The organism is Pseudazoarcus sp. NS20 (assembly GCF_059703745.1).
On sequence record NZ_BAAKIY010000001.1, the window covers coordinates 981,934 to 1,006,734 of the forward strand.

Annotated in this window: 25 protein-coding genes; 19 read left to right on the forward strand and 6 right to left on the reverse strand. The window is 65.9% G+C overall.

Features of this window, described 5'->3' with window-relative positions; genetic code table 11:
- Positions 1-40: 40 nt before the first annotated feature.
- From AC6H0W_RS04515 to AC6H0W_RS04540, 6 genes are all read right to left on the reverse strand, one after another.
- On the reverse strand, positions 41-1,234 hold the full coding sequence (locus AC6H0W_RS04515) for an amino acid ABC transporter substrate-binding protein (RefSeq protein WP_497575929.1): 1,194 nt from the start codon (positions 1,232-1,234) through the stop codon (positions 41-43).
- Positions 1,235-1,300: 66 nt separating this feature from the next.
- Positions 1,301-1,957 (reverse strand): SRPBCC family protein, encoded by a 657-nt coding sequence (locus AC6H0W_RS04520; protein ID WP_497575930.1) that lies wholly within the window; start codon positions 1,955-1,957, stop codon positions 1,301-1,303.
- Between the two features lies 1 nt (position 1,958).
- Positions 1,959-2,459, reverse strand: coding sequence for a (2Fe-2S)-binding protein (locus tag AC6H0W_RS04525; protein ID WP_497575931.1), 501 nt, complete (start codon positions 2,457-2,459; stop codon positions 1,959-1,961).
- Positions 2,456-3,274, reverse strand: a complete 819-nt coding sequence (locus tag AC6H0W_RS04530; RefSeq protein WP_497575932.1) for an FAD binding domain-containing protein — start codon at positions 3,272-3,274, stop codon at positions 2,456-2,458. The genes AC6H0W_RS04525 and AC6H0W_RS04530 overlap by 4 nt, the downstream gene beginning before the upstream one ends.
- On the reverse strand, positions 3,271-5,640 hold the full coding sequence (locus tag AC6H0W_RS04535; protein ID WP_497575933.1) for a xanthine dehydrogenase family protein molybdopterin-binding subunit: 2,370 nt from the start codon (positions 5,638-5,640) through the stop codon (positions 3,271-3,273). The genes AC6H0W_RS04530 and AC6H0W_RS04535 overlap by 4 nt, the downstream gene beginning before the upstream one ends.
- Positions 5,637-6,917 carry an amidohydrolase/deacetylase family metallohydrolase gene (locus AC6H0W_RS04540; protein WP_497575934.1) on the reverse strand — a complete coding sequence of 427 codons (1,281 nt, stop codon included), beginning with the start codon at positions 6,915-6,917 and terminating at the stop codon, positions 5,637-5,639. The genes AC6H0W_RS04535 and AC6H0W_RS04540 overlap by 4 nt, the downstream gene beginning before the upstream one ends.
- Before the next feature lie 317 nt (positions 6,918-7,234).
- Between AC6H0W_RS04540 and AC6H0W_RS04545 the strand changes: the two genes are divergently transcribed.
- The 19 genes from AC6H0W_RS04545 (at position 7,235) to bfr (ending at position 24,594) form a co-directional block, all read left to right on the forward strand.
- A complete protein-coding gene (locus AC6H0W_RS04545) occupies positions 7,235-7,744 on the forward strand; it encodes a MarR family winged helix-turn-helix transcriptional regulator (protein WP_497575935.1) in 510 nt (169 codons plus the stop codon).
- 275 nt (positions 7,745-8,019) lie between these two features.
- On the forward strand, positions 8,020-9,978 hold the full coding sequence (locus tag AC6H0W_RS04550) for a TonB-dependent receptor domain-containing protein (protein WP_497575936.1): 1,959 nt from the start codon (positions 8,020-8,022) through the stop codon (positions 9,976-9,978).
- Between the two features lie 62 nt (positions 9,979-10,040).
- On the forward strand, positions 10,041-10,388 hold the full coding sequence (locus tag AC6H0W_RS04555; RefSeq protein ID WP_497575937.1) for a DUF3649 domain-containing protein: 348 nt from the start codon (positions 10,041-10,043) through the stop codon (positions 10,386-10,388).
- The gene (locus AC6H0W_RS04560; protein WP_497575938.1) at positions 10,385-12,070 is read left to right on the forward strand and encodes a PepSY-associated TM helix domain-containing protein; all 1,686 of its coding nucleotides are present in this window, start codon (positions 10,385-10,387) and stop codon (positions 12,068-12,070) included. Before AC6H0W_RS04555 ends, AC6H0W_RS04560 begins: the two co-directional genes overlap by 4 nt.
- Positions 12,067-12,408 carry a DUF3325 family protein gene (locus AC6H0W_RS04565; RefSeq protein ID WP_497575939.1) on the forward strand — a complete coding sequence of 114 codons (342 nt, stop codon included), beginning with the start codon at positions 12,067-12,069 and terminating at the stop codon, positions 12,406-12,408. The genes AC6H0W_RS04560 and AC6H0W_RS04565 overlap by 4 nt, the downstream gene beginning before the upstream one ends.
- A 34-nt stretch (positions 12,409-12,442) precedes the next feature.
- A complete protein-coding gene (locus AC6H0W_RS04570) occupies positions 12,443-13,129 on the forward strand; it encodes a response regulator transcription factor (protein ID WP_497575940.1) in 687 nt (228 codons plus the stop codon).
- A complete protein-coding gene (locus tag AC6H0W_RS04575; protein ID WP_497575941.1) occupies positions 13,126-14,451 on the forward strand; it encodes a sensor histidine kinase in 1,326 nt (441 codons plus the stop codon). The genes AC6H0W_RS04570 and AC6H0W_RS04575 overlap by 4 nt, the downstream gene beginning before the upstream one ends.
- 61 nt (positions 14,452-14,512) lie before the next feature.
- A complete protein-coding gene (locus AC6H0W_RS04580; RefSeq protein WP_497575942.1) occupies positions 14,513-14,854 on the forward strand; it encodes an ArsR/SmtB family transcription factor in 342 nt (113 codons plus the stop codon).
- 56 nt (positions 14,855-14,910) lie between these two features.
- On the forward strand, positions 14,911-15,408 hold the full coding sequence (locus AC6H0W_RS04585; protein ID WP_497575943.1) for an arsenate reductase ArsC: 498 nt from the start codon (positions 14,911-14,913) through the stop codon (positions 15,406-15,408).
- A gap of 7 nt (positions 15,409-15,415) precedes the next feature.
- Positions 15,416-16,471, forward strand: coding sequence for an ACR3 family arsenite efflux transporter (arsB, locus tag AC6H0W_RS04590; RefSeq protein ID WP_497575944.1), 1,056 nt, complete (start codon positions 15,416-15,418; stop codon positions 16,469-16,471).
- Entirely contained in the window at positions 16,468-16,890 is a 423-nt protein-coding gene (gene arsC / locus AC6H0W_RS04595) for an arsenate reductase (glutaredoxin) (RefSeq protein ID WP_497575945.1), read from the forward strand. The genes arsB and arsC overlap by 4 nt, the downstream gene beginning before the upstream one ends.
- The gene (arsH, locus tag AC6H0W_RS04600; protein WP_497575946.1) at positions 16,883-17,605 is read left to right on the forward strand and encodes an arsenical resistance protein ArsH; all 723 of its coding nucleotides are present in this window, start codon (positions 16,883-16,885) and stop codon (positions 17,603-17,605) included. Before arsC ends, arsH begins: the two co-directional genes overlap by 8 nt.
- A gap of 167 nt (positions 17,606-17,772) precedes the next feature.
- Positions 17,773-19,047: a Fic family protein gene (locus AC6H0W_RS04605; protein WP_497576188.1), complete on the forward strand. Its 1,275-nt coding sequence runs from the start codon at positions 17,773-17,775 to the stop codon at positions 19,045-19,047.
- Positions 19,048-19,054: 7 nt separating this feature from the next.
- Positions 19,055-20,473, forward strand: a complete 1,419-nt coding sequence (locus tag AC6H0W_RS04610; protein ID WP_497575947.1) for an aminotransferase-like domain-containing protein — start codon at positions 19,055-19,057, stop codon at positions 20,471-20,473.
- Positions 20,474-20,564: 91 nt separating this feature from the next.
- Positions 20,565-21,953 (forward strand): cytochrome c oxidase accessory protein CcoG, encoded by a 1,389-nt coding sequence (ccoG, locus tag AC6H0W_RS04615; RefSeq protein WP_497575948.1) that lies wholly within the window; start codon positions 20,565-20,567, stop codon positions 21,951-21,953.
- A gap of 126 nt (positions 21,954-22,079) precedes the next feature.
- Entirely contained in the window at positions 22,080-22,853 is a 774-nt protein-coding gene (locus AC6H0W_RS04620; RefSeq protein WP_497575949.1) for an SDR family oxidoreductase, read from the forward strand.
- A 21-nt stretch (positions 22,854-22,874) separates the two neighbouring features.
- On the forward strand, positions 22,875-23,123 hold the full coding sequence (locus AC6H0W_RS04625) for a hypothetical protein (RefSeq protein WP_497575950.1): 249 nt from the start codon (positions 22,875-22,877) through the stop codon (positions 23,121-23,123).
- A gap of 6 nt (positions 23,124-23,129) precedes the next feature.
- Positions 23,130-24,035 (forward strand): LysR family transcriptional regulator, encoded by a 906-nt coding sequence (locus tag AC6H0W_RS04630; RefSeq protein ID WP_497575951.1) that lies wholly within the window; start codon positions 23,130-23,132, stop codon positions 24,033-24,035.
- A 91-nt stretch (positions 24,036-24,126) separates the two neighbouring features.
- Entirely contained in the window at positions 24,127-24,594 is a 468-nt protein-coding gene (gene bfr, locus AC6H0W_RS04635) for a bacterioferritin (RefSeq protein ID WP_497575952.1), read from the forward strand.
- The last annotated feature ends 207 nt before the right edge of the window (positions 24,595-24,801 follow it).

The window sequence follows — 24,801 nt, forward strand, 5'->3', positions numbered from 1 at the left end:
CGCCGCGCGGGGCGCGCCCGGCGGCGGGTGAAGCGCGAGATCAGTTGAACGGCTTCAGGTCGGCCTGTTTGATGGCCGCCGGGTAGAGCAGCACCACGTCGCCGCCCTGTACCTGGATCACCGGCATGTCACGGCCGGCGTTCATGCCGTTGGGGCCGAACTTGATCGGGCCGTAGAAGGTTTCGATGTCGAGTTTGGCGAGCTCGTCGCGCACCTTGTTCTTGTCGATGCTGCCGGCCTTTTCGATGGCCTTCTGCAGGGCCACCAGCGCGGCGGCCGACGATGCCCCGACGTAATCCGGCTCGGCCTTGGCACGCTCGGTGAACTCCTCGAAGAAGGCCTTGGTGGAGCCGAAGATGTCGTCGGTCTCGTACTGCGTGGCCTGATGCCACCACGTCACGCTGGTGACGTTCTCGGCGAGCTTGCCGAGGTTGTGGCGGAACTCGGGATAGGCCGGGCCGGTGATCATGGTGACGATGGGGGCGCTCACACGCAGGTCTTCCATCTGCTTGCGCGCCAGGATCAGATCCTTGTCGTAGCCGGTGACGTAGATCCAGTCCGGCTTGGCGGCGCGGATGCGCGACAGCGACGACGAGAAGTCGAGGTTGCCGATGGGGTACAGCTCTTTGTGTACGATTTCCAGACCGCGCGCCTTGGCGATCTTCTCCATCTCGCTGGCCATGGCGTTGGGAAACACGTCTTCGCGCCCGAGGATGGCGATGGTCTTGGTTTCCGGGCGCTGCTCCAGGAACAGGCCGGCCATGGCTTCGATCAGGCCACCGTTGGGGGCCAGCGTGCCGAAGAGGTACTTGTAGTTCTGGTCGAACACCGATTCCGACGACGCCGACGGCGCGATCACCGGCACGCCGTAGCGCTCGGCGACGCCCGCCACCACCTTGGTGTGGCCCGAGCCGAAGGGCGACAGCAGGAAGTCGACCTTGTCCTGGCTGATCATGCGCTCGGCCATCTGCTGGGCGCGCTGGGCGTTGGACTGGTAATCGCTCTCGATCACCTCGACCTTCATCATCTTGCCGCCGACGTTGATGCCGCCGGCCGCATTCACGCGGTCACGCCACATGGCGTAGGCCACCTGCTGTTTCTTGGCCTCGTCGGCCAGCGTGCCGGTCAGGGCCAGCGGGGCGCCGATCTTGATGACGTCCTGCGCAAAGGCCAGGGTGCTGAAGGCAACCAGGGCAATGGGCAGGGCTTTGGCGAGAAGCTTTCTGATTTTCATGATCCGGACTCTCTATGTGAGGGGGCTGGGGGTGGTTTCGCTCTTGCTGGCGTTATTGGGTAGGAATCAATGGGCTCCGCCGTTGCTGCGGCGGAAGAAACTCTTGATGCGGTCGATCAGCACGCGCCAGAACAGGTTGCCGACGTCGAGCGGGGCGTTCTGTGCGGGTGCGGGTCTGGGCGTTTCGGCGGTGACGGTTGCCGGCGGGCTTTGTGGACCCTCGGTCGTCGCGACCGGCTCCGTCGCGGAGGCGGTGAGCACGGCGGGCGCGGGCGCTTCGGCTTCGAGGCGCGCCTTGAGGTTGTCGGCGAAGGCCTCGGTCAGGCGCGTGGCCAGCTCGCGCACGATGCCGCCGCGCGAGAACTGCGCCAGGCTGCCGGCTATGGAGTAATCCACCTTTACGTCCACGCGGGTGGCGTCGCCCTCTTCATGCAGCGAGAAGGCGGCCGAGCCCTTCACGCGCGAGCCGCTCTTGCGGTCGGCGCCGACACCGCTCACGGCGCCGCTGTGGCTGGCGTCGTCGAGCGTCATCTCGCCGTCGCCAGCAAAGCTCGCCACGATGGGGCCGAGCTTGACCGTCATGGCGAGCTTGAGCTGGCCATTGTCCGGCGGCGCGCTGAGCGAAGCGCCCGGCAGGCAGCCGACGATGCCTTCGATGTCGTGAAAGCTTGCCCACACCTGCTCACGCGGAAAGGGCACGCTGAAGCTTTGTTCGATTTCCATTTCAGATTTCCTCGGTAGCGGGGCTGCGCTGCGCGTCGAGCACGCGGCGGATCGCGCGCACCAGGCCGACATAGCCAGTGCAGCGACACAGGTTTCCGGACAGTTCCAGGCGGATGCGCGCGTCGTCGGCGTCGGGCAGGCGGGTGACGATGTCGCGCGCGGTGGCGAGCATTCCCGGTGTGCAGTAGCCGCATTGCAGGGCGTGCTCGGTGTTGAAGGCGGCGCGCAGTCGGGTCATGACTTCGTCATCGTCGAAGTCTTCGATGCTGCGCACCTCGGCGCCCTCGCAGGCCACCGCGAAGGTGATGCACGAGCGTGTCGGCACGCCGTCCACCATCAGCGTGCAGGCCCCGCACACGCCTTGTTCGCAGCCGATGTTGGTGCCGGTGCAGTGGTGGTGTTCGCGCACGTAGTCGGCCAGATGCGTGCGCGGCTCGACCACGGCGCTCACTTGGCGGCCGTTCAGGGAGAGCGTCACGGGGGTTTTCGGGTTGGCGTTCATCGGGCGGGGAACTCCTCGATCAGGCGCGCGGCGCGCTGCAGCGCCACGTCGTGAATGCGCGTTTCGTAGTCGTCACCGGCGAGGCCCGCGTCAGCGAGCACGGCGGCGGTGTCGGCCGGGTTGGCGAGCAGGGCGCGGGCGTCTTCGATGACCAGCGGCGCGCCGTCGAGCGCGCCGAGCACGGCCCGGCACACGCCGCGTGCCGGGTCGACCAGAAAGGCCGCGATGGCTTCGGCAAACTCGCCCGTCTTGCGGTTGAACTTGAAGTAGCTCCAGCGCGCGTCAGGCGAGAGTCGGGCGATGCGCACGCCGACCAGCAGTTCATCCTCGGCCAGCGCCGTGGTGAAGGCGCCCAGCATCCAGTCGGTGGCGGGCACGTTGCGGCGCCCGGCCGGGCCGGCCACGATCAGCTCTGCGCCGAGCAGCGGCATCAGGTTGATCCAGTCGGCTGCCGGGTCGGCGTGCGCCAGGCTGCCGCCGAGCGTGCCGCGGTTGCGCACGGCGCGGTAAGCGATGCCGCGCGCGACATAAGGCAACAAGCCCTGCGTGGGGTCGCTGATGCGGCCGTCTTCAATCTCGGCGTGCGTGACACAGGCGCCGATCACTACGTGATCGCCTTCCGCACGGCATTCGCGCAGTTCGGCGATGCCGGACAGCGCCACGAGCTGGTCGGGCTGGGCCAGACGCAGGTTGAGCATGGGCCCGAGCGACTGCGTGCCGCCCACCGGCTTGGCCATGCCCTGGCCTGCGGCCAGCAGTGCCACGGCCTCGTCGCAGGTGGCGGGGCGGGCGTATTCGAATGCAGCGGCCTTCATGCCGACACCTCCGCAGCTTGGCGCGCGCTGCGCAGGGCTTCGAGAATCACGCGCGGCGTGATCGGCAATTGCGTGACCTCGGCGCCGAGCGGGCGCAGCGCGTCATTCACGGCGTTGGCGATGGCCGCGGGCGAGCCGATGGCACCGCTCTCGCCGATGCCCTTCTGGCCGAAGGCGGTGTAGGGCGCGGGGGTTTCCATGTGTTCGATGCGGATATTCGGCACCTCGGTGGCGCCGGGCAGGATGTAGTCGGCCAGGGTGGAGGCCAGCGGCTGGCCGTCTTCGCTGTAGCGCATCTCTTCATACAGCGCGGTGCCGATGCCCTGTGCGGTGCCGCCATACACCTGGCCGTCCACCACCATCGGGTTGATCAGCACGCCACCGTCTTCGACGATGACGTAATCGAGCAGCTCGACCTTGCCCAGGCCCGTATCCACCGCCACCACCACGGCGTGGCAGGCGTAGCTGAAGGTGCCGGTGTCGCGTACCGCCTGATAGGTGGTGGTGACTTCCAGCCCGCGCGGGTCGACATCCGGAGGCAGCAGTTGCGGTTGCAGGTACCACACGCGGGCGATGTCGCTGATGCGCTTCCAGCCCTTGGCGGACACCACGGCGTCGTTCTCCCAGCGCACGTTGGCGGGGTTTTCGCCGAGCAGCCAGGCGCCGATGTGCAGCAGGCGCTGCTTGAGTTCCTTGCACGCCATGCCCACCGCGCTGCCGGCCATGACGATGGAGCGCGAGCCCCAGGTGCCGGTGGAGTAGGGCGTTACGCCGGTGTCGCCGAGCACGATGCGCACGCGGTCGGTGTCGATGCCGAGCATTTCGTGGGCGATCTGTGCCAGCGTGGTTTCCATGCTCTGACCGTGCGAATGCACGCCGGCGCGCACTTCAAGCACGCCGTCGGGCGTCAGACGCACCACCGCGGGCTCACGCCCCGGCACCATCGGGATGCCCCAGCCGTGATACACGGACGTGCCGTGCGCACCCTGTTCGCAGAAGATCGCCAGGCCGACGCCGATGCGGCGGCCGTCGGCTTCGCCGCGCTGCTGGCGCGCACGCACGGCAGGTAGGTCGATGGCGGCGACGGCGCGGCGCAGTGCTTCGGGGTAGTCGCCGCTGTCGAAGTGCTTGTTGGTGATGTTGTCGTAGGGCATCTCGTCGGCCTGCACGAGGTTGCGCAGGCGCACTTCCCACGGCTCCAGCCCGGCCTCGACGGCAATCGCGTCCATGATGCTTTCGATGGCGTAGCACACGCCGGTGCGCGCCACGCCGCGGTACGGCAGGATCGGCGGCTTGTTGGTGGCCACCGACCAGGTGCGGCAGCGGTACTTGTCCATCTTGTACGGGCCGGGCAGGATGCTGCCGACCTGCGCTGCTTCCAGACAGGCCGAGAAGGGGTAGGACGAATACGCGCCGGAGTCGACATGCGCTTCGCACTCGATGGCCAGCAGGCGGCCATCGGCATCGGCGTAGCCGGTGATGTCGTAATCGTGCTCGCGGCAGTTGGCGTTGGCGACGAGTTGCTCGCGGCGGTCTTCGAGCCAGCGCACTGGGCGCTGCAGCTTCATGGCCAGCCACGCCACGCAGATCTCTTCGGGCAGCAAAATGCCCTTGTAGCCAAAGCCGCCGCCCACGTCGGGTGCGATCACGCGCACCTGGCCTTCATCCAGCCCCAGGCAGCCGGCGATGCCGGTGCGGTTGATGTGCGGCATTTGCGCCGAGGTGTAGACAACCAACTGGCCGAGGCGGCGGTCCCAGTGGGCGACCACGCCGCGGCCTTCCATCGGCGCCATGCTCTGGCGCGCGGTACGCAGTTTCTTGCGCACCTGAATGGGCGCGCTGGCGCGGATGTCAGACAGGTCGGCGTCGACGAAGGTCTCGAGGAACAGGTTGTCGCCCCACTCCTCGTGCACCAGCGCGTCGGGCGACTTATGCGCGGCGATCATGTCGACCACCGCCGGCAGTTCTTCGAAGTCGACGAACACCTGTGCGGCGATGTCTTCGGCCTCGGCACGCGAGGGCGCCACGCACATGGCGATCATCTCGCCCACCTGGCGCACCTTGTCTTTGGCCAGCACATGCTGCGCGGACGACTTGAAGCCGGGCAGGGCGGAGTTGGCGACGATGGGCGACACGCCGTCGAGCTCGTCGATGGTGTAGACGTCGCGCTCGAAGCCCTCGGGCTTCTCGATGCCGACGATGCGGCCATGCGCCACCGGGCTGCGCACGAAAGCCACGTCGAGCATGCCGACCATGCGGATGTTGCCCACGTACTCGCCGCGACCGCGCATGAAGCGGTCGTCTTCCTTGCGCTTGAGCGGGGCGCCGATGCCCTGAGCTTCGGCGGGTTTGGCCGTTAGGCTCATGCCAGCGCCTCTTCGGCTTTGCGCGGCACCGGCAGAATCGGTGCGTCAGCCTCGAAGCGGCGACCGGCGCGCAGGCAGAACAGCGGCTGCAGCCAGCGGTCGGAAACGGCTTCGTTGCCTTCGTTGTCACGCAGCACCCAGCGGCCGGGCAGGTCGTCGAGCACGGATACGTCGGCCACACCGCCGATGCGCAGGCTGCCCAGCTCGTCCTGCATGCCGATCATCTTTGCGGCGTTGCAGGTGGCCATCGCCACCACGTGATTCAGCGGCAGGCCCAGCGCCAGCATGCTGGTCATGGCCGACACCAGGCCGAAGCGCACGCGGCCGGTGAACAGGTGATCTTCTTCGTCCGGGTGGCTGTCCGGCGTGCCGGCCGGGGCGGGGACCGTGGTGTTGTAGCCGTGCATGTCGGCACCCAGCGTGTCGGGAATGACGCCGGCGTCGAGCACCTGACGCGCCACGCGGAAGCTGAAGTGCGAGCCGTGGCCCACGTCTACCTTCAGGCCGCGCGCCAAGGCTTCCTTCACCATCGGGTGCAGCGAACCATCCACGTGGGTGAAGCCGCCGGGGTGACGGCTGAACGGATGGGCCAGCACGTCGCCCGGCTGCAGCAGGTCCACCACCTGGTTGAAGATGGTGTCGGGGTCGACCGGCAAGCCACCTTCCTCGGGCTCCGGCCACAACTGGCCAAAATGGATGTACAGCGGCAGGCCCGCTTCACGGGCGATCTGCGCTGACTTCTGCATCACGCCGGTGCCCCAGCGTGCGAAGCCGCCGATCTCGGCGTGCGCCTTGAAGCCCTTCACCAGATCACGGTTGGCATTGGCGGATTTCACCGTGGCGGCTACGTCGAGGCATTCGGGCTGATACAGCTCGGGGTAGAAATGCCCTTCGAGACCGCCCACCAGATAGGCCGACAGAAAGGCCAGCATGCGGGTGTGCGATTTCTCGACCAGGAAGTGGCGGTAGCCGGCCAGCGTGATGCAGCTCGGGCCGCCTTGATCCACCAGCGTGGTGACCCCGGAGCGCACGCCGCACAGGTCGGGCTCAAGGCCGAAGCGGCCGGTCACGTACTGGTAATTGTGGCCGTGGGTGTCGATGAGGCCCGGAAGCACCAGCTTGCCGTGACAGTCGATGATCTCTGCGCCGCCGGTGAGGGTGTTGTCCAGCGCTTCACCGATGGCGGCGATGCGGTCGTCTTCGATGAGCACGTCGAGGACTGCGTCGCGTCCGGCGGCGGGGTCGATGACGCGTCCGCCCTTGAGTAGTGTCTTCATGTTCTGTGTACGCTGCGTCGTGAAAGATAGGTGGCATACCGCAAGTTCCGGGCCAGCTTTTCAAATCAGACGCGCGTTGGCGGATTTCGCCTTTCACAGCAAGGATTGCAGCGTATTGATCGGCATCAATGAAAGAGTGGTATGCCCCTTTTGTGGCGCACCAAAGTGGTGTTCAAGTGTTCTCGATTGCACCATATACGGGCCATACCACTCTTTTTTGAAAATGAAGTGGTATGCCACATTTGAAGCGGGTATTGTGGAAGCATGTGACATAATCGGCAGCTATCGCCTGGCCGACGTGCGGAGACGCTGCATTGATGAAAACCGACACCCGACAAGATGAGCCGAGTGCAGCGCTGGAGGCTGCGCAGGTGCGCTCTTTGTTATTCAGCCGCCCGGGCTTCCTGATCCGCCGTCTGCATCAGATCCACTGCTCGCAGTTTCTGGAAGAGACGCGCGAGTTCAACGTCACGCCGGTGCAGTACAGCCTGCTCACCACACTGGTGCAGTTCGGCGAAATGGAGCAGGGGCGTCTGGCGCTGGAGATCGGGCTGGAGCGCACCAGCGTGGCCGAAGTCATCCCCCGTCTGGTCGAGCGCGGCGTGATCGAGCGCCGCATTGCCCCTGAAGACAAACGCGTCAAGCGCGTGCGCATCACGCGCAAGGGCCGCAACCTGCTCGCGCGCATGGCCGAGCATGCCCAGCGCGCGCACGACCGCACCATCGCGTGTCTGGCTCCTGCCGAGCGCGATGCGCTGGTCGGCATGCTCATCCGGCTGGTCGAAGCCAACAACGACGAAAGCGCCGTGCCGTTGCGCCTGCGCTGAGGCGCCTGCCCGCTTCGGCCCGGTCGATTGGCGGCCTGCGCAATGCAGGCTGCGTTCCGGCGTTTCGTCGCGCCTCAGAGTCCGCATTCCCCTCTTTTCCGCTACCGCAGCCCTGGACGGGCTTTCTTTACGGCACGTCAGCTTCCGATCAGGATTCGTCTAGAAAATGATTATGATTCGCATTTATAAGATAATCCGGCGGCCGGCACATGCGTATCCAGCGGGGAAGCCCCCTGTTCGATGCCTGCACGCCAGTCAATCAGGGAGTTGGTTTCATGCATTCATTCCGCACGACGCGCTGCCATCGGGCCGTCGCGTTGGCCGTGCTCGTCTTCGGTTCCGGCGCGGCTTGGGCTCAACAAGAGAGCGAGCGGCAATTGTCGGATGTGGTGGTCACCGCATCGGGCTTCGAGCAGGCTGTTGCCGATGCACCCGCCACGATCACCGTCATCACCAGTGAGCAACTCGAAGGCAAGTACTACCGCGACATCACCGATGCGTTGCAGGACATTCCCGGCGTCAGCATCGAGGGTGGCTCGGGTGGCAAGATCGAAAGCACCTCGGTGAACATCCGCGGCATGAGCGAGAGCTACGTGCTGTTCCTGGTGGATGGCAAGCCGCTGGGGGCATCGTCCGAGGCCTACTACAACGGCTTTGGCGGCGGCGCGCAGGTCGGTTGGTTGCCGCCGGTGTCGGCCATCGAGCGCATCGAGGTGGTGCGCGGGCCGATGTCTTCGCTGTACGGCTCGAGCGCGCTGGGTGGCGTCATCAACGTCATCACCAAGAAAGTCGCCGACCGCTGGAGCGGCAGCGTCACGCTGGACACCGTGATCCAGGAAAACCGCGATGCAGGCGAGACGTATCAGGGGCGCTTCTACCTCAACGGCCCGCTCATTGACGACAGGTTGTCGCTGGCGCTGTACGGCTCCAAATACAAGCGCAACGAAGACGACTTCACCGGTGGCTATGCCTACAAGGGGCGCGAGGACATCACCGGCAAGCTGCGCTGGAAACTCAGCGAGCGCCAGAGCCTGGAGCTCGAAACCGGCGTGGCCGAGCACGACAACGTGCGCACCGCGCGCACCGGCGCAGCCGGCGATATGGCTAACGAGCGCCGCCATTACAGCGTGCTGCACGACATCGAGTGGAATGATCGCCTCAGCACCAAATCCTTCGTGTTGCACGAGAACGTCGACATCGAGAACAGCGACAACCTGTCCACCTATCGCGCCACCACGTACAACAGCAAGACGGTGATCGGGCTGGATCGGCAGATGATCACCGCCGGGGTTGAGTACAAGGAAGAAGAGGTCGATCACGACGCCGACCGCTTCCCCGGCTCGACCTCGCTCAAACTGTCGCGCTGGCAAGGCGCGCTGTTCCTCGAAGACGAATTCTTCGTGACGGACAAGCTGGCCATCACCGGCGGCCTGCGCTTCGACCGCAACCAGCGCTTCGGCAACGAGACCACGCCGCGTCTGTACGCCGTGTATCACATCAACCCGAAACTGGTGCTCAAGGGCGGCGTCAGTGGCGGCTACAAGACGCCGACGCTCAAGCAGACCGACGACAAGATCGTCGAGAACGCGGGGCGTGGTCGCGGCTGGGACATCGGCAACCCCAACCTCAAGCCCGAGCGCAGCACCAACTACGAAATCGGCATGAACTGGACCGACCCCGAGCGCTACAACGCCGGCGTGACGCTCTATCACACCAAGTTTGAAGACAAGATCGACCGCATCCGGATTTGCGCGCTGCCTCAGGTTTGCACGGGGCCCGATGGATCGATTCGCGAGTACATCGCCCAATACACCAATATCGATTCCGCGACGCTGCAGGGCATGGAGCTGAGCTACAGCAAACCGCTCGGCCACAGCGCGCGTTTCAACGCCAACTACACCTGGTCGGACAGCGAGATCACCAGCGGTGCAAACAAGGGCAACCCGCTCAACAACCTGCCCAAGCACATGCTCAACCTCGGTGTGGACTGGAAGCTGAACGACCGCAGCAACGTCTGGGCCAAGGCGCGTTACAAGGGCAAGACCATCGACGACGGCACCTCGCAACTGCCGGCCTACACGCTGGTGGACGTCGGCGGCTCCTACAAGGTGCAGAAGAACCTGACGGCGTTTGCGGGCCTGTACAACCTGTTCGACAAAGACGTGACGACCGAGGACTACGGCAAGACGCTGGACGGCCGCCGCCTCTACGTCGGCGTTACGGCGGACTTCTGATCCAACCCTGCGCGAGGGGGCGGAATGCCCGGCCCCTCGCGCACTTCTGTGCGCACACCATCGTGAATCGAACCCTTACTTCTCCAGGCACTCCGGGCGTCCGTCGCGACGCCCCGTTGCCCTTGCGCTACCGCCTGGCGGTGCTGTCGCGCGCGCTTGCGGCCATCGCCGGCGGCTACGCGCTGGCCGCGGCGACGGCCGCCGCCGTCGGCCTGTTGCTGGCCGCGACCGGCACGCCCCGCGTGCATGCCGTGATGGCCGGCACTCTGTTGTCCTTCATCAGCTACGCCTGCGCAGCCTTGTGGGCGTTCGGCTGTGCCAGCGCGCGGCGGGCGTGGTTGGGCATTCTCGTGCCGTCGGCCGCCTTGGCGCTGATCGCGTGGCTGCTGACCCCGGAGGTGGCGCCATGAGGCCCGACGGCAAACCCGAGACCGTGCGCCGCTCGATGTCATGGCTGCACACCTGGACAGGGCTGGTGCTTGGCTGGCTGCTGTATGCGGTGTTCTTCACCGGCACGCTGAGTTATTTCCTCGACGAGATCAACGTCTGGATGAAGCCGGAAACGCATCGCTCGATGCCCGGCCCGGCGATGGTCGACAACACGCTGCGCACGCTGCAGGGCGTCGCGCCGCATTCCGACAGTTGGAGCCTGAGCTTGCCCGGCGAGCGCCAGACCACCGTCACCGCGTCGTGGCGCAAGCCGGTTGCGCCGGGCGAAGAGGCACCGCAGGGGCGAGCGGCGTTCGACCGTGCCGAATTTGACGCCACCACCGGCGAGCGCATCGAAACGCGTGCGACCGCTGGCGCCAACTTCCTCTACCGCTTCCATTTCGAGCTGCACGGCATGGATCGCACGTGGGGGCGCTGGATCGTCGGCATCGCCACGATGTTCATGTTCGTCGCGATCCTCAGCGGCGTGATCACGCACAAGAAAATCTTCGCCGACTTCTTCACCTTCCGGCCCGGCAAGGGCGCGCGCTCGTGGCTCGACGCACACAACGCCACCGCCGTGCTGGCCTTGCCCTTCCACATCATGATCACCTTCAGCGGCTTGCTGCTGCTGATGTTCATGCTGATGCCGTGGGGCATCGACGCGGTGTACAGCGGCGATACCCAGGCCTATGCCTCCGAGCGCCGCGCCATGGGTGGTGGTGGCGGGGGAGGTCGGGGCGGGCGCGAAGCACCGGTGCGCGATGCCGCCGGCCCCTTCGTGCCGCTCGCCGACGTGGCCCCCATGCTGGCTGCGGCGCACGCGCGCTGGCCCGAGCGCGGGGTCGGCAGCCTCACCGTGACGGCGCCGGGCACGCCCCGCGCCACGGTGGAGCTGCGTGAGCAGGGCGGGCGCAGTCTGGTCGATCGCGGCGCGAGCGAGCGCATGAGCTTCGACGGTGTCACCGGAGAATTCACCTCGGTGTCCGACCCGTCGCGCGAGGTGCCCTTTGCCTCGCAGACCTACAACGTGCTGACCGCTGCGCACCTCGGGCGTTTTGCCGACCCCGCATTGCGCTGGCTGCTGTTCCTGTCCGGCGTACTCGGCACCTTGATGGTGGCGACCGGGCTGGTGCTGTGGGTGGTCAAGCGTCAGGCTGACCGCAAGCGCCTCGGCCGCACGCCCTTCGGTCATCGTCTGGTGGAGGTGCTCAACGTCGGTGGCATCGCCGGGCTGTCGCTGGCCACGGCGGCGCTGTTCTGGCTCAACCGCACGTTGCCGCTTGATCTGGCGGCACGTGCGGACTGGGAGATTCGTGGTTTCTTCATCGTCTGGGCGGTGGCTGCGGTGCATGCCGCGCTGCGTCCGCATCGGCGTGCCTGGGTGGAGCAACTGGCGTTGGCCGCCGTGCTGTTCGCCCTGTTGCCGTGGCTCAACGCGCTCACCGGTGGCGTGCCGCTCACCTGGAGCCTTGCGCACGGGCAATGGCCGGTCGCCGGTTTCGATCTTGCCGCGCTGTTTTTGGCTGCTCTGCACGGGGTCGCGATGTGGCGGGTCATGCGCCGCCCTCCGACCGAACCCGCGACGCGTAGCACTGCGCGGGTTGGCGTGCCGTCGGCCGACACCGAAGCGCCGCTCAACGATGTGGTGACAAGCTCATGATGTCCTTGCTGTTCGCGTATTCATTGGCCCTGCTGGGCAGCGCTTTGTTGGCGCTCGGCATGGATCGGCACCAGCCGCAGTTGGTCGGATGCAGCCTGTCCGCCGGCGGCTCGCGGCTTGCGCAGCTGGCCGGTTCGGCGTTGTTGCTGCTATCGCTCTGGGCATGCGTGACGCACTGGCAGGCCTCGGTGGGCGCGGCGGCATGGCTGGGCGTGGTGACGTTTGCTGCGCTGACGCTTGGCGTCGGCTTCAGTTACGCACCGCGGCGCGGCGTGCAGGGTGCGCTGGTCGTCGCAGCCATCGCGGCCACCGCATGCTGGATGGTAGGTGGCGCTTGAGCCCGTCACGTGCCCGGAGAGACGGACGAATGCAATGAAGATACTGGTTGTCGAAGATCATCACGAACTGCGCGAGCTGCTGGTGAGCCACCTTCAGCAAGCCGGCTTCGCGGTGGATGCAGTGGCCACCGGCGGGCAGGCGCTCACCGCGGTGCGCCTGCATCGCTATGAAGTGGCACTGCTTGATCTGGGTTTGCCGGACATCGACGGCATGCAGGTGCTGCGCGAGATCGCCGCACGTCCCGGCCCGCGTCTGCCGTGCATCGCGCTGACCGCGCGCGATGCGCTGGAAAGCAGGGTCGCCGGGTTGAATGCCGGTGCCGACGACTACGTGCTCAAACCCTTCGACATGAGCGAACTGGGCGCGCGGCTGCGCGCCGTGTTGCGCCGTGCCGGTGGCAGCGGCAGCACGCTGCTGGCGGTGGGCAACGTGGTGTATGACCCGGCATGCATGCAGCTTGGCATTGCTGGCGAAACACTCGATCTGCCGCGCCGCGAAGCCATGCTGCTGGAGGAGCTGATGCGTGCTGCGCCGCGCATCGCCGTCAAGGACCGGCTTGAGCAGTGCATCTACTCAAGTCACGAATCGACGTCGCTCAACGCCGTCGAGGCACTGGTGTCGCGGCTGCGCAAGAAGCTGCAGCAACTGCATGCCGACGTGCGTATCGACACGGTGCGTGGCGTGGGCTACCGCATCGTCTCCGAGAGCAGCCAGGCATGAGGGCCTTCAGCCTGCGGCGGCGCCTGCTGTTGTCGATGTGCGTCATCATCGTGGTGTGCGTGGCCGGCATGACGCTGTACCTGCATGGCACGCGCGACGTGGTGCGGCGCGGGTTGGTGTTCATCCAGGCACAGGAGGTCGCCGCCGACTTCATCGCTTCCGGTGACACGGCGCGCCTGCCGGCCTTCTACGCCGGCGGCGAGATGTCGTACACCCTGTATTCGGCCGAACGCGACGTGCTGTGGGTGTCTTCCGACCGCAGCCGTCCCCTGCGCCTGCGCGAAGATTCGCTGGAAGCGCTCGCGCAGCGCTTCTGGTACCGCAACGACATCGGCTATGTCATCAACGTACCGGTGCGTCTCGGCGACGGTCGCATCCTGATGGTGGCGCGGCGTGACCGCAACGAGCGAGCCGCCATCGAATCCCTGCTCGATGCCCGCCTGCGTCACAGTCTGGTGTTGCTGGCCCCGTTGCTGCTGCTGTTTGGCGCACTCATCTGGGCGCTGCTGGCGTGGACGCTGGCGCCCGTGCGCCGGGCGGCGCGGTTGGCAGAGAAAATCGGCCCCGAGCACGCTGAGCCCATCCCCGAAGACACCTTGCCCGGCGAAATCCGCCCGCTCGTCCGCGCGCTCAATCAGGCAGTCGGCCGTCTGGGCCACGCATTGGAAGCGGAGCGCCAGATTCTGGCCGACGGCGCGCACGAACTGCGCACGCCGGTGACCGTGGTGGATCTGCGCCTGCAGAAGTTCGAGCAGGATGGTCGGGTCGACTGGCCCGTCCTGCGCAAGGATCTGCAGCATCTGCGCCGTGTCACCGAGCAGCTATTGCTGCTGTCGCGACAGGATCACGCGGCGCATTCGTCCAGCCATCAATCGTGTCGCCTGGCAGCCGTGGTGCGCGAAGTGCTGGCCGACCTGTATCCGTTGTTCGAACGCAGCGGGCGCACCCTGGTACTGGAGGCGAGCGGCTGCGAGCCAGCCGTGTGCGGGCAGCAAGGTTTGCTGCGCGAGGTGGCCATCAACGCGCTCGAGAACGCCCTGGCGCACGGTGCGGGCACCGTCACCGTGCGTCTCGGCCCGGCGCCGGACGGTCAGAGCGTGTGGCTCGAAGTGGAGGACGAAGGCGCGGGCGTGCCGCTGGCGCGTCAGCACGAGTACTTCGTGCGATTCCGCAAGGGACGCAGTGACTCGGCCGGCGCCGGTCTGGGGCTGGCCATCGTGCGGCGCATCGTCGGCAATCTCGGCGGTGACGTGCGCTTCGTGTCCTCTACGCCGTGCGTGCTGCGCGTGGCGCTTCGGCCCGCTGACCCGCGCGAGGCGTGAACGCTCACCGTGTCACGAAAGCTTCACAAAATAATTCAACGATAGTTGTACTATTGAATCCATGAACGAGACCGAAACCGTTTCTGCCCTGGCGGCACTTGCCCATCCCCAGCGCCTGCGTGTGTTCCGTGCCCTGGTGGTGGCCGGGCAGAGCGGGCTGGTGCCAAGTGTGCTGGCCGAGCGGCTGGGCGTGGCGCGCAACGCCTTGTCCTTCCACCTGAAGGAGCTCGCACACGCCGGGCTGGTGTCCGCCGAGCCGCAGGGGCGCAACCTGATTTATCGGGCCGACTACGCGCGCATGAATGGTCTGCTGGGCTATCTCACCGAGCATTGTTGCGAAGGGCAGGGCTGCGAAGTGGCGGTGGGAAGCCTGGCGTGCGATGAGTGCCCGCCGGGTTCATGAGGCACGCGCCGTCGAGGCGCATTTGAACATTCGATCAATGACTTGAGGTATCGGCAATGTCCGAAGACAAGATCTACAACGCGCTGTTTCTATGTACCGGCAACTCCGCTCGTTCGGTGCTGGCCGAGAGCCTTCTGGGCGAGCTTGGGCGGGGGCGCTTTCGTGCCTTTTCGGCCGGCAGCTTCCCGCGTGGCGAGGTGCATCCGATGACGCTCGAGGTGCTGCGCCAGTTGCACCTTCCGGCGGAGGGCTTTCGCAGCAAGAGTTGGGACGAGTTCACCGGCGCCGATGCGCCGCAGATGGATTTCATCTTCACCGTGTGCGACAGCGCAGCGGGCGAGGCCTGTCCGGTGTGGCCGGGCCACCCCGCCACGGCACATTGGGGTGTGCCGGACCCGGCTGCCGTCGAGACCAGCGTGGAGGATCAGCGCAAGGCTTTCCAGGAGGCGGCGCTGGTGCTCAAGCGGCGCATCGAGCTGTTCCTGAATCTGCCGCTGGCCAAGCTCGATACGCTGTCGCTGCGCCAGGAACTGTCTGCCATCGGCAAGCGGTGATACGGCGATGAATGTTTTCGAGCGGTTTCTGACGTTATGGGTACTGGCCTGCATTGTCGTTGGCGTAGCGCTGGGTCAGCTCGCGCCCGACGTGTTCCAGGCCATCGGCGCCATGGAAGTGGCCCGGGTGAACCTGCCGGTGGGCGTGCTGATCTGGGTGATGATCGTGCCCATGCTGCTGCGCGTGGACTTTGCGGCAATGGGGCAGGTGCGCCAGCACTGGCGCGGCATCGGCGTGACGCTGTTCGTGAACTGGGCGGTCAAGCCATTCTCGATGGCGCTGCTGGCGTGGCTGTTCATCCGCCACGTGTTTGCCGACTGGTTGCCGGCCGATCAGCTCGACAGCTATGTGGCCGGGCTGATCCTGCTGGCGGCGGCTCCATGCACCGCCATGGTGTTTGTATGGAGTCGGCTCACCGGGGGCGATCCCGCGTTCACGCTGTCGCAGGTGGCGCTCAACGACACCATCATGATCTTCGCCTTCGCACCCATCGTCGGCTTGCTGTTGGGCTTATCGGCGATCACCGTGCCGTGGGACACCTTGTTGGTATCGGTGATGTTCTACATCGTGGTGCCGGTGATCATTGCGCAAATGTGGCGCAAGCGTTTGCTGGCGCGCGGGCAGGCTGCGTTCGAGCAGGCCTTGGCGCGCATCGGCCCATGGTCCATCGCCGCTCTGCTGCTTACGCTGGTGCTGTTGTTCGCCTTCCAGGGGCAGGCCATTCTGGCGCAGCCGCTGATCATCGCGATGCTCGCCGTGCCCATCCTGATTCAGGTGCTGTTCAACTCCGGTCTGGCCTACTGGCTCAATCGCCGCGTGGGCGAGCAGCACTGCGTGGCCGGCCCGTCGGCGCTGATCGGCGCCAGCAACTTCTTCGAACTGGCGGTGGCCGCGGCCATCAGCCTGTTCGGTTTTCACTCCGGCGCGGCGCTGGCCACCGTGGTCGGCGTGTTGATCGAGGTGCCACTGATGCTGCTGGTGGTGCGGGTGGTCAACCGCTCGCGCGGCTGGTACGAGCGCTGCCCGGCCGTGGCGCAAAATTCTTCAGGAGTCTCGCGATGAGCGACATCACCATCTATCACAACCCCGCCTGCGGCACCTCGCGCAACACGCTGGGCCTGATCCGCAACAGCGGCGTCGATCCGAGCATCGTCGAATACCTCAAGACGCCGCCAGACCGCGCCACGCTGGAAGGCATGATCGCTGCCTGCGGGCTGTCGGTGCGCGAAGTGCTGCGCGTGAAAGGCACGCCGCATGACGAGCTCGGCCTGGCCGACCCGAAGTGGAGCGACGCCGAGTTGATCGACTTCATGCTGCAGCACCCGGTGCTGATCAACCGGCCCTTCGTCGTCACGCCGCTCGGCACGCGTTTGTGCCGCCCGTCGGAGTTGGTGCTCGACATCCTGCCCGATGCCCAGCGCGGCGCCTTCAGCAAGGAAGACGGCGAGCAAGTCGTCGATGCGGAGGGGCGCCGTGTCTGAGCCGCTCGACGATCTGCCTCAACTGACTGCGGAGCACTTCCGCCGCCCCGATCCGGCCGCCTTGTTCAACGCACTGCGCGCCACTCACGCACCGCGCTTTTTGCTGCTGTATGGCTCGCTGCGCGAGCGTTCATACAGCCGGCTGGTGACCGAAGAAGCCGCGCGCATGCTGCGCGCCATGGGCGGCGAGACCCTGCTGTTCAACCCGTCCGGCCTGCCGCTGGTGGATGACGCCAGCGATGACCACCCCAAGGTGCGAGAGCTGCGCGAGCTGGCGCAATGGGCCGAAGGCATGGTGTGGTGCTCGCCCGAGCGCCATGGCGCCATGACCGGCTTGATGAAGACGCAGATCGACTGGATTCCGCTGTCGGTCGGGGCGGTGCGCCCCACGCAGGGCAAGACGCTGGCGGTGATGCAGGTCTCGGGTGGCTCGCAGTCGTTCAACGCGGTCAACCAGATGCGCGTGCTGGGCCGCTGGATGCGCATGCTCACCATCCCCAACCAGTCGTCGGTGGCCAAGGCCTTTGCCGAGTTCGACGAGGCGGGGCGCATGAAACCCTCGGCCTACTACGACCGCGTGGTGGACGTGATGGAAGAACTCTTCAAGTTCACACTGCTCACGCGCGACGTGGCGCCGTATCTGGTGGACCGCTACAGCGAACGCAAGGAAAGCGCAGCCGAACTGTCGCAGCGCGTGAATCAGCGCTCAATCTGAAACTTCAAATAATTACTAGTTTGATATCAGATTAGTAGACTTTGGCGAGGCGGCCGTCCTATATTGATTACTAATTCACTGCTGAATTAGTAATCATGCGCTTGCCCCTGTTGCCTCCCGACGCTTCGCGGTTGCTCCAGCACGTGCGCGGAAATACCTTGACCGAGGTGTTTGCGCATGCCTCCGCGCTGCCTGCGGGGCGTTACCTGCATTGGGATGAACTGCGCCATCGTCCGCCTCCTGCAAACCTGACCTCTGAGCAGTGGTGGCTTGCAGTGTGGTTCGGGCGTCAGTCATTGCTGAAGGACTTGCCGCTGCTGGATCGAAATGGGCGCGCCTTCCGGTTTGCCACGCCCGAGCCGATACTCATCGATCTGCATCACATCGATCGCGACGCTGCCGGCCACATCCGAAGCCCCGAAGCCACTCCGATTCACGAAAGCCGTGAGCGCTACCTGCTGCATTCGCTGATTGAGGAGTCGATCACCTCCAGCCAGCTCGAAGGCGCTGCGACGACCCGTCGCGTGGCCGAAGCCATGCTGCGTGAGCAGCGTCGGCCGCGGGATGTCGGGGAATCCATGATCTTCAACAACTATCAGGCGATGGAGCATGTCCGTGCCCTGGGAGATCAGCCGATCACGCCCGACGGCATTCTCGAGCTGCATCGCATCATCACCCTCGACACACTGGAAGATGCTTCTCATGCCGGTCGCCTGCGGCGCAGTGATGATGTGAATGTGGTGGATCGGCGTGATGGCACGGTGTTGCACGAGCCCCCCCAGCATGCCGAGCTGCCCGAACGCCTGGAGCGGCTGTGCGCTTTCGCCAATGCGGGCATCGATGAAGCTCCCTTCGTGCATCCGGTGCTGCGCGCCATCCTGCTGCATTTCATGGTGGGCTACGACCACCCCTTCGTCGATGGCAACGGGCGTACGGCCCGAGCGTTGTTCTATTGGTCGATGGCGCGCAGCGGCTACTGGCTGACCGAATTCCTGTCGATCTCGCAGTTTCTGCGCCGGGCGCCGCGTCAGTACATGCAGGCCTATCTGCACACCGAGTCCGACGGCAACGACACAACCTATTTCCTGCTGCATCAGTTGACCACGGTGCGTCGCGCCATTGATGCGCTGTACGGCTATTTGGCGCGGAAAACCGAGGAACAGCGTGACGGCATGGCCGTGCTGCGCAGCGTCGGCGGAGGCCGTCTCAACCACCGCCAGGTGGCTCTGCTCGCGCACGCTCTGCGCAAACCCGAGCAGGCATACCGCGTGGCTGAGCATCGGGCGGTGCACGATGTGGTGTATCAGACGGCGCGCTCTGATCTGCTTGGGCTCGAAGCGTTGGGGCTGCTTGAGCGCATGAAGCAGGGCCCGGCCTTTGTGTTCTTTGCACCGTCGAACCTGCGCCAGCGTCTGCAAGCCTTGGCGAAAGGGGCCGCGTGAGCCGTACATGACGCTCTACCTCGACCTCGCCGACCGCACCGAAGCGCTGATTCGCGACGGCGTGTTGCGCACCGGCGACCGTTTGCCTTCGGTGCGTCACGCGTGCCGCACGCACGGCGTCAGCCCGGTGACGGTGACGCAGGCCTATCATCTTCTGGAGAGCCGCGGCCTGGTGGAGGCGCGGCCCAAGTCGGGCTACTTCGTGAAACCGCGCTTTGGCGCACGCCTGCCCGAGCCGGCCATGACGCAGCCGGGTGGTGGCGCAACGGCGCTGGAGGTGAGCGACTTCATCTTCCAGATCCTCGACAGCGTGCGAGACCCGTCGGTGGTGCCGTTGGGGTCGAGCTTTCCCAGCCCCTACCTGTTCCCGCTCGACCGGCTCGGGCGATTTCTTGCCTCCGCTGCGCGCAAGCTCGATCCGCTCGCCACCGCAACCGATCTGCCGCCGGGCAATGACGAGCTGCGCCGGCAGATCGCGCTGCGCTATCTCGCGCAGGGCGCGCAGGTCTCTCCGCACGAGATCGTGGTCACTTCGGGCGCCATGGAAGCGCTGAGCCTGTGCTTGCAGGCCGTGACGCGCCCCGGCGATTTGATCGCGGTCGAGTCGCCCACGTTCTACGCCGCGCTGCAGGCGAGCGAGCGCCTGGGCCTGCGCGTGATCGAGATTCCCAGCCATCCGAGCGATGGCGTCTGTGTGCCGGCGCTGGCCGAGGTGCTGCAGCGCCACCCGGTGAAGGCCTGCCTCTTCATGCTCAACTTTTCCAACCCCAGCGGCGCCTGCGTGCCGGATGAGGCGCGGCGCGAGTTGGTGCGCCTGCTGGCGCAGCACGAGGTGCCGCTGATCGAAGATGACGTGTACGCCGAGCTTTATTTCGGCGGCAAGGCACCGCTGTGCAGCAAGGTGGCGGACGACGGTGGCTGGGTGATGCACGTGTCGTCCTTCTCCAAGTGTCTGGCACCGGGCTATCGCATCGGGTGGGTGGCGGCGGGGCGCTTTGCCGAGCGTATCCGCCGCCAGAAGCTGGCCACCAGCCTGGCCACCACCGTGCCGGTGCAGATCGCGCTGGCGGCGTATCTGAAACAGGGCGGCTACGACACCCACCTGCGCGGCCTGCGTCAGCGGCTGGAGGCGCAGGCCGCGCAGATGATCGGCGCGGTCGAGCGCCATTTCCCGGCCGGCACGCGGCTGGTGCGGCCGCAGGGTGGCTATTTCGTCTGGCTCGAGTTGCCGGCGGGTGTCGATGCCTTGCGCTTGCACCAGCATGCCCGCGAGTGCGGCATCAGCGTGGCGCCGGGGCCGATCTTCTCGGCGCGACGCGGCTTTGCGAACTACCTGCGGCTCAATTTCGGTCACGCTGATCAGGGGAATCTGGGCGATGCCATGCGCACGCTGGGCGGATTGGCGGCCTCGGCGTTGCACGCCTGAAATCTGTGCCTATCAAAAATCCAGTGTTCTGAATCTGTTCCGGTTTGCGGTGGAGTGATGTACTCGGGCTCCGACCGGAATGGAGCAGAGGATGGGCATCGCGCGCGGCAGGATTCACGAGGCAAAGCTGACGCTGTATCGCAACAAGGGCAGCATTCATGCACGGGCCGTGTCCGGCCGTTTCAATACCCTGCGCTGGGCCATGGTGTGGATCACGCAGACGATCTTCTACGGCGCGTGCTGGCTGCAGTGGGACGCCGGCGACGGTTTGCGTCAGGCGCTTTGGTTCGACATTCCCGGGCGCAAGCTGCACCTGTTTAGCCTGGTGCTGTGGCCGCAGGATGCGCTGTTGTTCGCCTTCGCGCTGATCATTGCCGGCGTGGGGCTGTTCTTCGCCACCGCGCTGGCCGGGCGGGTGTTTTGCGGCTTCGCCTGTCCGCAGACCGTCTATACGCAAATCTTCACGTGGATCGAAGCCAGGGTGGAGGGCGATCATCTGGCCCGCCTGCGTCTGGACAGCGCGCCGATGAGCCCCCGCAAGTTCGCCGTCAAAACGCTCAAGCACTCGCTGTGGGCGGGGGTGGCGCTATGGACGGCGATCACCTTTGTCGGCTACTTCACGCCCATCCGCGAGTTACTGCCAGCGGTGGCGAGCCTGGCCACCGGGCCGTGGGAGAGCTTCTGGATTCTCTTCTACGCGGCCTTCACCTACGCGCTGGCCGGCCTCGCGCGTGAAGCGGTGTGCCAGCACATGTGCCCGTACTCGCGCATTCAGGGCGTGATGGTGGATGCCGCGACGCGCGTGGTGGGCTACTACGCGCTGCGTGGCGAGCCGCGCGGGTCGCTGCGCTCCAGCACGCCCAAGGGCGACTGCGTGGATTGCAGCCTGTGCGTGCAGGTGTGCCCCACCGGCATCGACATCCGCGATGGTCAGCAGTACGCGTGCATCAACTGTGGCCTGTGCATCGACGCGTGTGATTCGGTGATGACGCGCATCGGTGCCCCCATCGGGCTGATCCGCTATGCCTCCGAGAACGAACTCGCCGGCCGGCCCGAGCCACGTCGCTGGCGTCAGCCACGCGTGCTGGCCTACATGGCGGTGCTGCTCACCTGCGGCGTGGTGTCGCTGTGGATGCTGGCCGAGCGCGTGCCGATGGAGGTGTACGTGCTGCGCGACCGCAATGCGCTGATGCGCGAAACCGCCGATGGTCACATCGAGAACGTCTACATGCTCAAGCTCGCCAACCTCGAAGAGCGGCCGCACACCTACCGCATCGAAGTGCGCGGCCTGCCGGGCGCGCGCATCGATGGCACGCAGGAATTCCCGGCCGGGCCGGGCAGTGTGGCGTCGGTGCCGGTACGCGTGTCGGCCAGCCCCGACGAGGTCTCCGGCGGCATCCATGCCATCGAGTTCGCGGTTAACGAGTTGGGCAGAGCCGGGCGAGTGGTGCTGCAGCAAAGCAGTTTCGTGATGCCGTGAAAGCTGCGCGGCGCCGGCGTGGATTGGTCGACTTTTATGGATAGTCCATCCTGCCCGAGGTGGCTGATCCGGCGGATGTGGGCTCCTACACTGGACCTCTGTTCATGAGAGAAGTGGGAGGTTCATATGTCCGATCATTCCATTCGCGGCAAGGTCGTACTGATTGCCGGTGGCGCCAAGAACCTGGGTGGCTTGCTCGCGCGTGATTTCGCCGAGCACGGCGCCAAGGCGGTGGTCATTCATTACAACCGTGCCAGCGCGCAACCTGAAGCCGAAGAGACGGCCCGGGCCGTGCGCGCGGCCGGGGCCCAGGCCGTGGTGCTGCATGGCGATCTGACCACGGCGCGGGCGGTGGCCACGTTGTTTGCCGACACCGTGGCGGTGGTCGGGCGGCCGGACATCGCCATCAACACCGTCGGCAAGGTGTTGAAAAAGCCGATTCTGGACATCACTGAAGCCGAGTACGACGAAATGTCGGCGGTGAATGCTAAATCCGCCTTCTTTTTCCTGCAAGAGGCCGGCCGCCACGTCAACGACCATGGCAAGATCTGCACACTGGTCACCTCGCTGCTGGGCGCATTCACGCCGTTCTACGCGGCTTACGCCGGCACCAAGGCACCGGTCGAGCACTTCACCCGCGCTGCCGCCAAGGAGTTCGGCAGCCGTGGCATTTCGGTAACGGCGGTGGGGCCCGGACCAATGGATACTCCGTTCTTCTATCCTGCCGAGAGCGACGATGCCGTGGCGTATCACCGCACGGCCGCCGCGCTGTCGGGCAGCACCCGTACCGGGCTGACCGACATCGAGGACGTAGTGCCCTTCATCCGTCATCTGGTCAGTGACGGCTGGTGGGTGACGGGCCAGACCATTCTGATCAACGGCGGCTACACCACCAAGTGAGCACGCCCGCCAGGAGAACGCATGCGTACGCTGATTCTGATCATCGCAGGTTTGCTGCTCGCCGCAGCCACCCTGCGTTTCGTGCCGCCGCATCTGCGCATGCCGGGCCTGGTGGCGTTCTCGCTGGTGTGGCTCGGGGCGTGTGCGGTGAACCTGCGCATCGGTTTGTCGCACGGCTATACGCTGGCTCAAGAGCTGCCGATTCACGCCGGGCTGTTCGGCGTGCCGGTGTTGGCGGCATGGGCCGTCGGCTGGTGGTTGCGGCGCTGACGCAGCATGGACCGCCTGGAGCAGTACCGCGTCTTCGTGCAGGTGGCCGAGATGGGCAGTTTCATCCGCGCAGCCAACGTGCTGGAGTTGCCTCGTGCCACCGTCTCCGCCGCCATTCAGCAGCTTGAGGCGCAACTGGGTGTGCGTGTGTTGCACCGCACCACGCGCCGTGTTCAGCTCACCCCGGACGGCGAGCAATTGCTGTTGCGGGTGCGCGAACTGCTGAGCTCGGCGGAGGAAATCGATGCGCACTTTCGTGCCGCCGGCACACAGGTGAGCGGGCGCCTGAATGTGGACATGCCCAGCCGCATTGCGCGGCGCCTCGTGGTGCCTGCGCTGCCGGCCCTGCTGCGCCGCTATCCGCGCCTGCAATTGGGCCTGAGCTCGACCGACCGCCTCATCGATCCGGTGCTCGACGGGGTCGATTGCGTGCTCCGCGTGGGTGAGTTGCTGGACAGCAGCCTGGCGCTGCGCAACATCGGCCACCTGGCCATGATCAACTGCGCCAGTGCCGCTTATCTGCGCGAACACGGCGTGCCGCGCAACCCCGATGCGCTCGCTTCGCATCGCATCATCGGGTACGCCTCGCCCGCGTCCGGTCGCGAATCCCCCTGGGAATATCGCGCCACGGACGGGGCTCTGCGGTCGCTCAGCGTTCCGGGGCAGGTGGTGGTGAACAACGTCGAGAACTACGTGGCAGCCTGCGTGGCCGGCCTTGGGCTGATACAGATTCCGCGGTTCGATGTGCAGCATTTGCTTGATGCCGGTGAGCTGGTCGAGGTGCTCCCGGCCTTCCGCCCGCCGTCGCTGCCCATCGGTTTGCTGTACCCGCACCGCCGTCAGCGGTCGCGGCGTCTGGCGGTTGTGGCGGATTGGTTGGCCGATCTGATGGCGCCGCATCTGGAAGACTGAGGCATCCGGAGTTTTACCGTACCGCCGTATGCGCGATACTGGGCGACCCGAGCGAGCCCTCGCTCCAAGAATCATCAAGGATGAATCCAGCATGCAAGGCGACCCCAAAGTCATCGAATGCCTCAAAGACCTGTTGCGCGGGGAGCTCACCGCGCGCGATCAGTATTTCGTGCATTCGCGCACCTACGAAGACCAGGGCTTCACACGGCTGTACGAGCGCCTGAACCACGAGATGGAAGAGGAAACCCAGCACGCCGACGCACTGCTGCGTCGCATCCTGATGCTGGGCGGCCGCCCCGACATGACGCCCAAGCCCTTCACGCCCGGCGAAACGGTGCCCGACATGCTGAAAAAGGACCTCGACACCGAATACGAAGTGCGCGCGGGCCTGCAGGCCGGCATGCAACTGTGCGAGGACGCGCGCGATTACGTCAGCCGCGACATCCTGCTGGCCCAGTTGCGTGATACCGAAGAAGACCACGCCTACTGGCTCGAAAAGCAGCTCGGCCTGATCGAAAAGGTCGGCCTCGCCAACTACCTGCAGACGCAGGCCAGCTAATGCTCGGTTGCGGCGTGCCGGCCCAAGCCGGTTCGCCGCCCCGTGATTCAATGCTTCTGCGAAGCCAGTCGTGGGCGTTGGGCATCGTCCTGCGCACGCAGCGCACCCGGTCCGGCCTCACCGAAATCTTCGGCCTCGTACGCGACGCATTTCGATCTCCGCATTCCGTCGTGGCCTCGGGTTGGGACTGAGTCGGCTCCGTTCGAT

What these genes read in the sequence shown, in the direction of transcription:
- AC6H0W_RS04630 (WP_497575951.1), top strand. Translation starts at nt 23,130, where the DNA reads ATGGACCGCCTGGAGCAGTACCGCGTCTTCGTGCAGGTGGCCGAGATG.
- AC6H0W_RS04575 (WP_497575941.1), top strand. Translation starts at nt 13,126, where the DNA reads ATGAGGGCCTTCAGCCTGCGGCGGCGCCTGCTGTTGTCGATGTGCGTC.
- AC6H0W_RS04535 (WP_497575933.1), bottom strand. Translation starts at nt 5,640, where the DNA reads ATGAGCCTAACGGCCAAACCCGCCGAAGCTCAGGGCATCGGCGCCCCG.
- ccoG (WP_497575948.1), top strand. Translation starts at nt 20,565, where the DNA reads ATGGGCATCGCGCGCGGCAGGATTCACGAGGCAAAGCTGACGCTGTAT.
- arsB (WP_497575944.1), top strand. Translation starts at nt 15,416, where the DNA reads ATGAATGTTTTCGAGCGGTTTCTGACGTTATGGGTACTGGCCTGCATT.
- AC6H0W_RS04610 (WP_497575947.1), top strand. Translation starts at nt 19,055, where the DNA reads ATGACGCTCTACCTCGACCTCGCCGACCGCACCGAAGCGCTGATTCGC.
- AC6H0W_RS04585 (WP_497575943.1), top strand. Translation starts at nt 14,911, where the DNA reads ATGTCCGAAGACAAGATCTACAACGCGCTGTTTCTATGTACCGGCAAC.
- AC6H0W_RS04570 (WP_497575940.1), top strand. Translation starts at nt 12,443, where the DNA reads ATGAAGATACTGGTTGTCGAAGATCATCACGAACTGCGCGAGCTGCTG.
- AC6H0W_RS04550 (WP_497575936.1), top strand. Translation starts at nt 8,020, where the DNA reads ATGCATTCATTCCGCACGACGCGCTGCCATCGGGCCGTCGCGTTGGCC.
- arsC (WP_497575945.1), top strand. Translation starts at nt 16,468, where the DNA reads ATGAGCGACATCACCATCTATCACAACCCCGCCTGCGGCACCTCGCGC.
- AC6H0W_RS04565 (WP_497575939.1), top strand. Translation starts at nt 12,067, where the DNA reads ATGATGTCCTTGCTGTTCGCGTATTCATTGGCCCTGCTGGGCAGCGCT.
- AC6H0W_RS04530 (WP_497575932.1), bottom strand. Translation starts at nt 3,274, where the DNA reads ATGAAGGCCGCTGCATTCGAATACGCCCGCCCCGCCACCTGCGACGAG.
- AC6H0W_RS04560 (WP_497575938.1), top strand. Translation starts at nt 10,385, where the DNA reads ATGAGGCCCGACGGCAAACCCGAGACCGTGCGCCGCTCGATGTCATGG.
- bfr (WP_497575952.1), top strand. Translation starts at nt 24,127, where the DNA reads ATGCAAGGCGACCCCAAAGTCATCGAATGCCTCAAAGACCTGTTGCGC.
- AC6H0W_RS04525 (WP_497575931.1), bottom strand. Translation starts at nt 2,459, where the DNA reads ATGAACGCCAACCCGAAAACCCCCGTGACGCTCTCCCTGAACGGCCGC.
- AC6H0W_RS04620 (WP_497575949.1), top strand. Translation starts at nt 22,080, where the DNA reads ATGTCCGATCATTCCATTCGCGGCAAGGTCGTACTGATTGCCGGTGGC.
- AC6H0W_RS04625 (WP_497575950.1), top strand. Translation starts at nt 22,875, where the DNA reads ATGCGTACGCTGATTCTGATCATCGCAGGTTTGCTGCTCGCCGCAGCC.
- AC6H0W_RS04580 (WP_497575942.1), top strand. Translation starts at nt 14,513, where the DNA reads ATGAACGAGACCGAAACCGTTTCTGCCCTGGCGGCACTTGCCCATCCC.
- AC6H0W_RS04515 (WP_497575929.1), bottom strand. Translation starts at nt 1,234, where the DNA reads ATGAAAATCAGAAAGCTTCTCGCCAAAGCCCTGCCCATTGCCCTGGTT.
- AC6H0W_RS04520 (WP_497575930.1), bottom strand. Translation starts at nt 1,957, where the DNA reads ATGGAAATCGAACAAAGCTTCAGCGTGCCCTTTCCGCGTGAGCAGGTG.
- AC6H0W_RS04540 (WP_497575934.1), bottom strand. Translation starts at nt 6,917, where the DNA reads ATGAAGACACTACTCAAGGGCGGACGCGTCATCGACCCCGCCGCCGGA.
- AC6H0W_RS04545 (WP_497575935.1), top strand. Translation starts at nt 7,235, where the DNA reads ATGAAAACCGACACCCGACAAGATGAGCCGAGTGCAGCGCTGGAGGCT.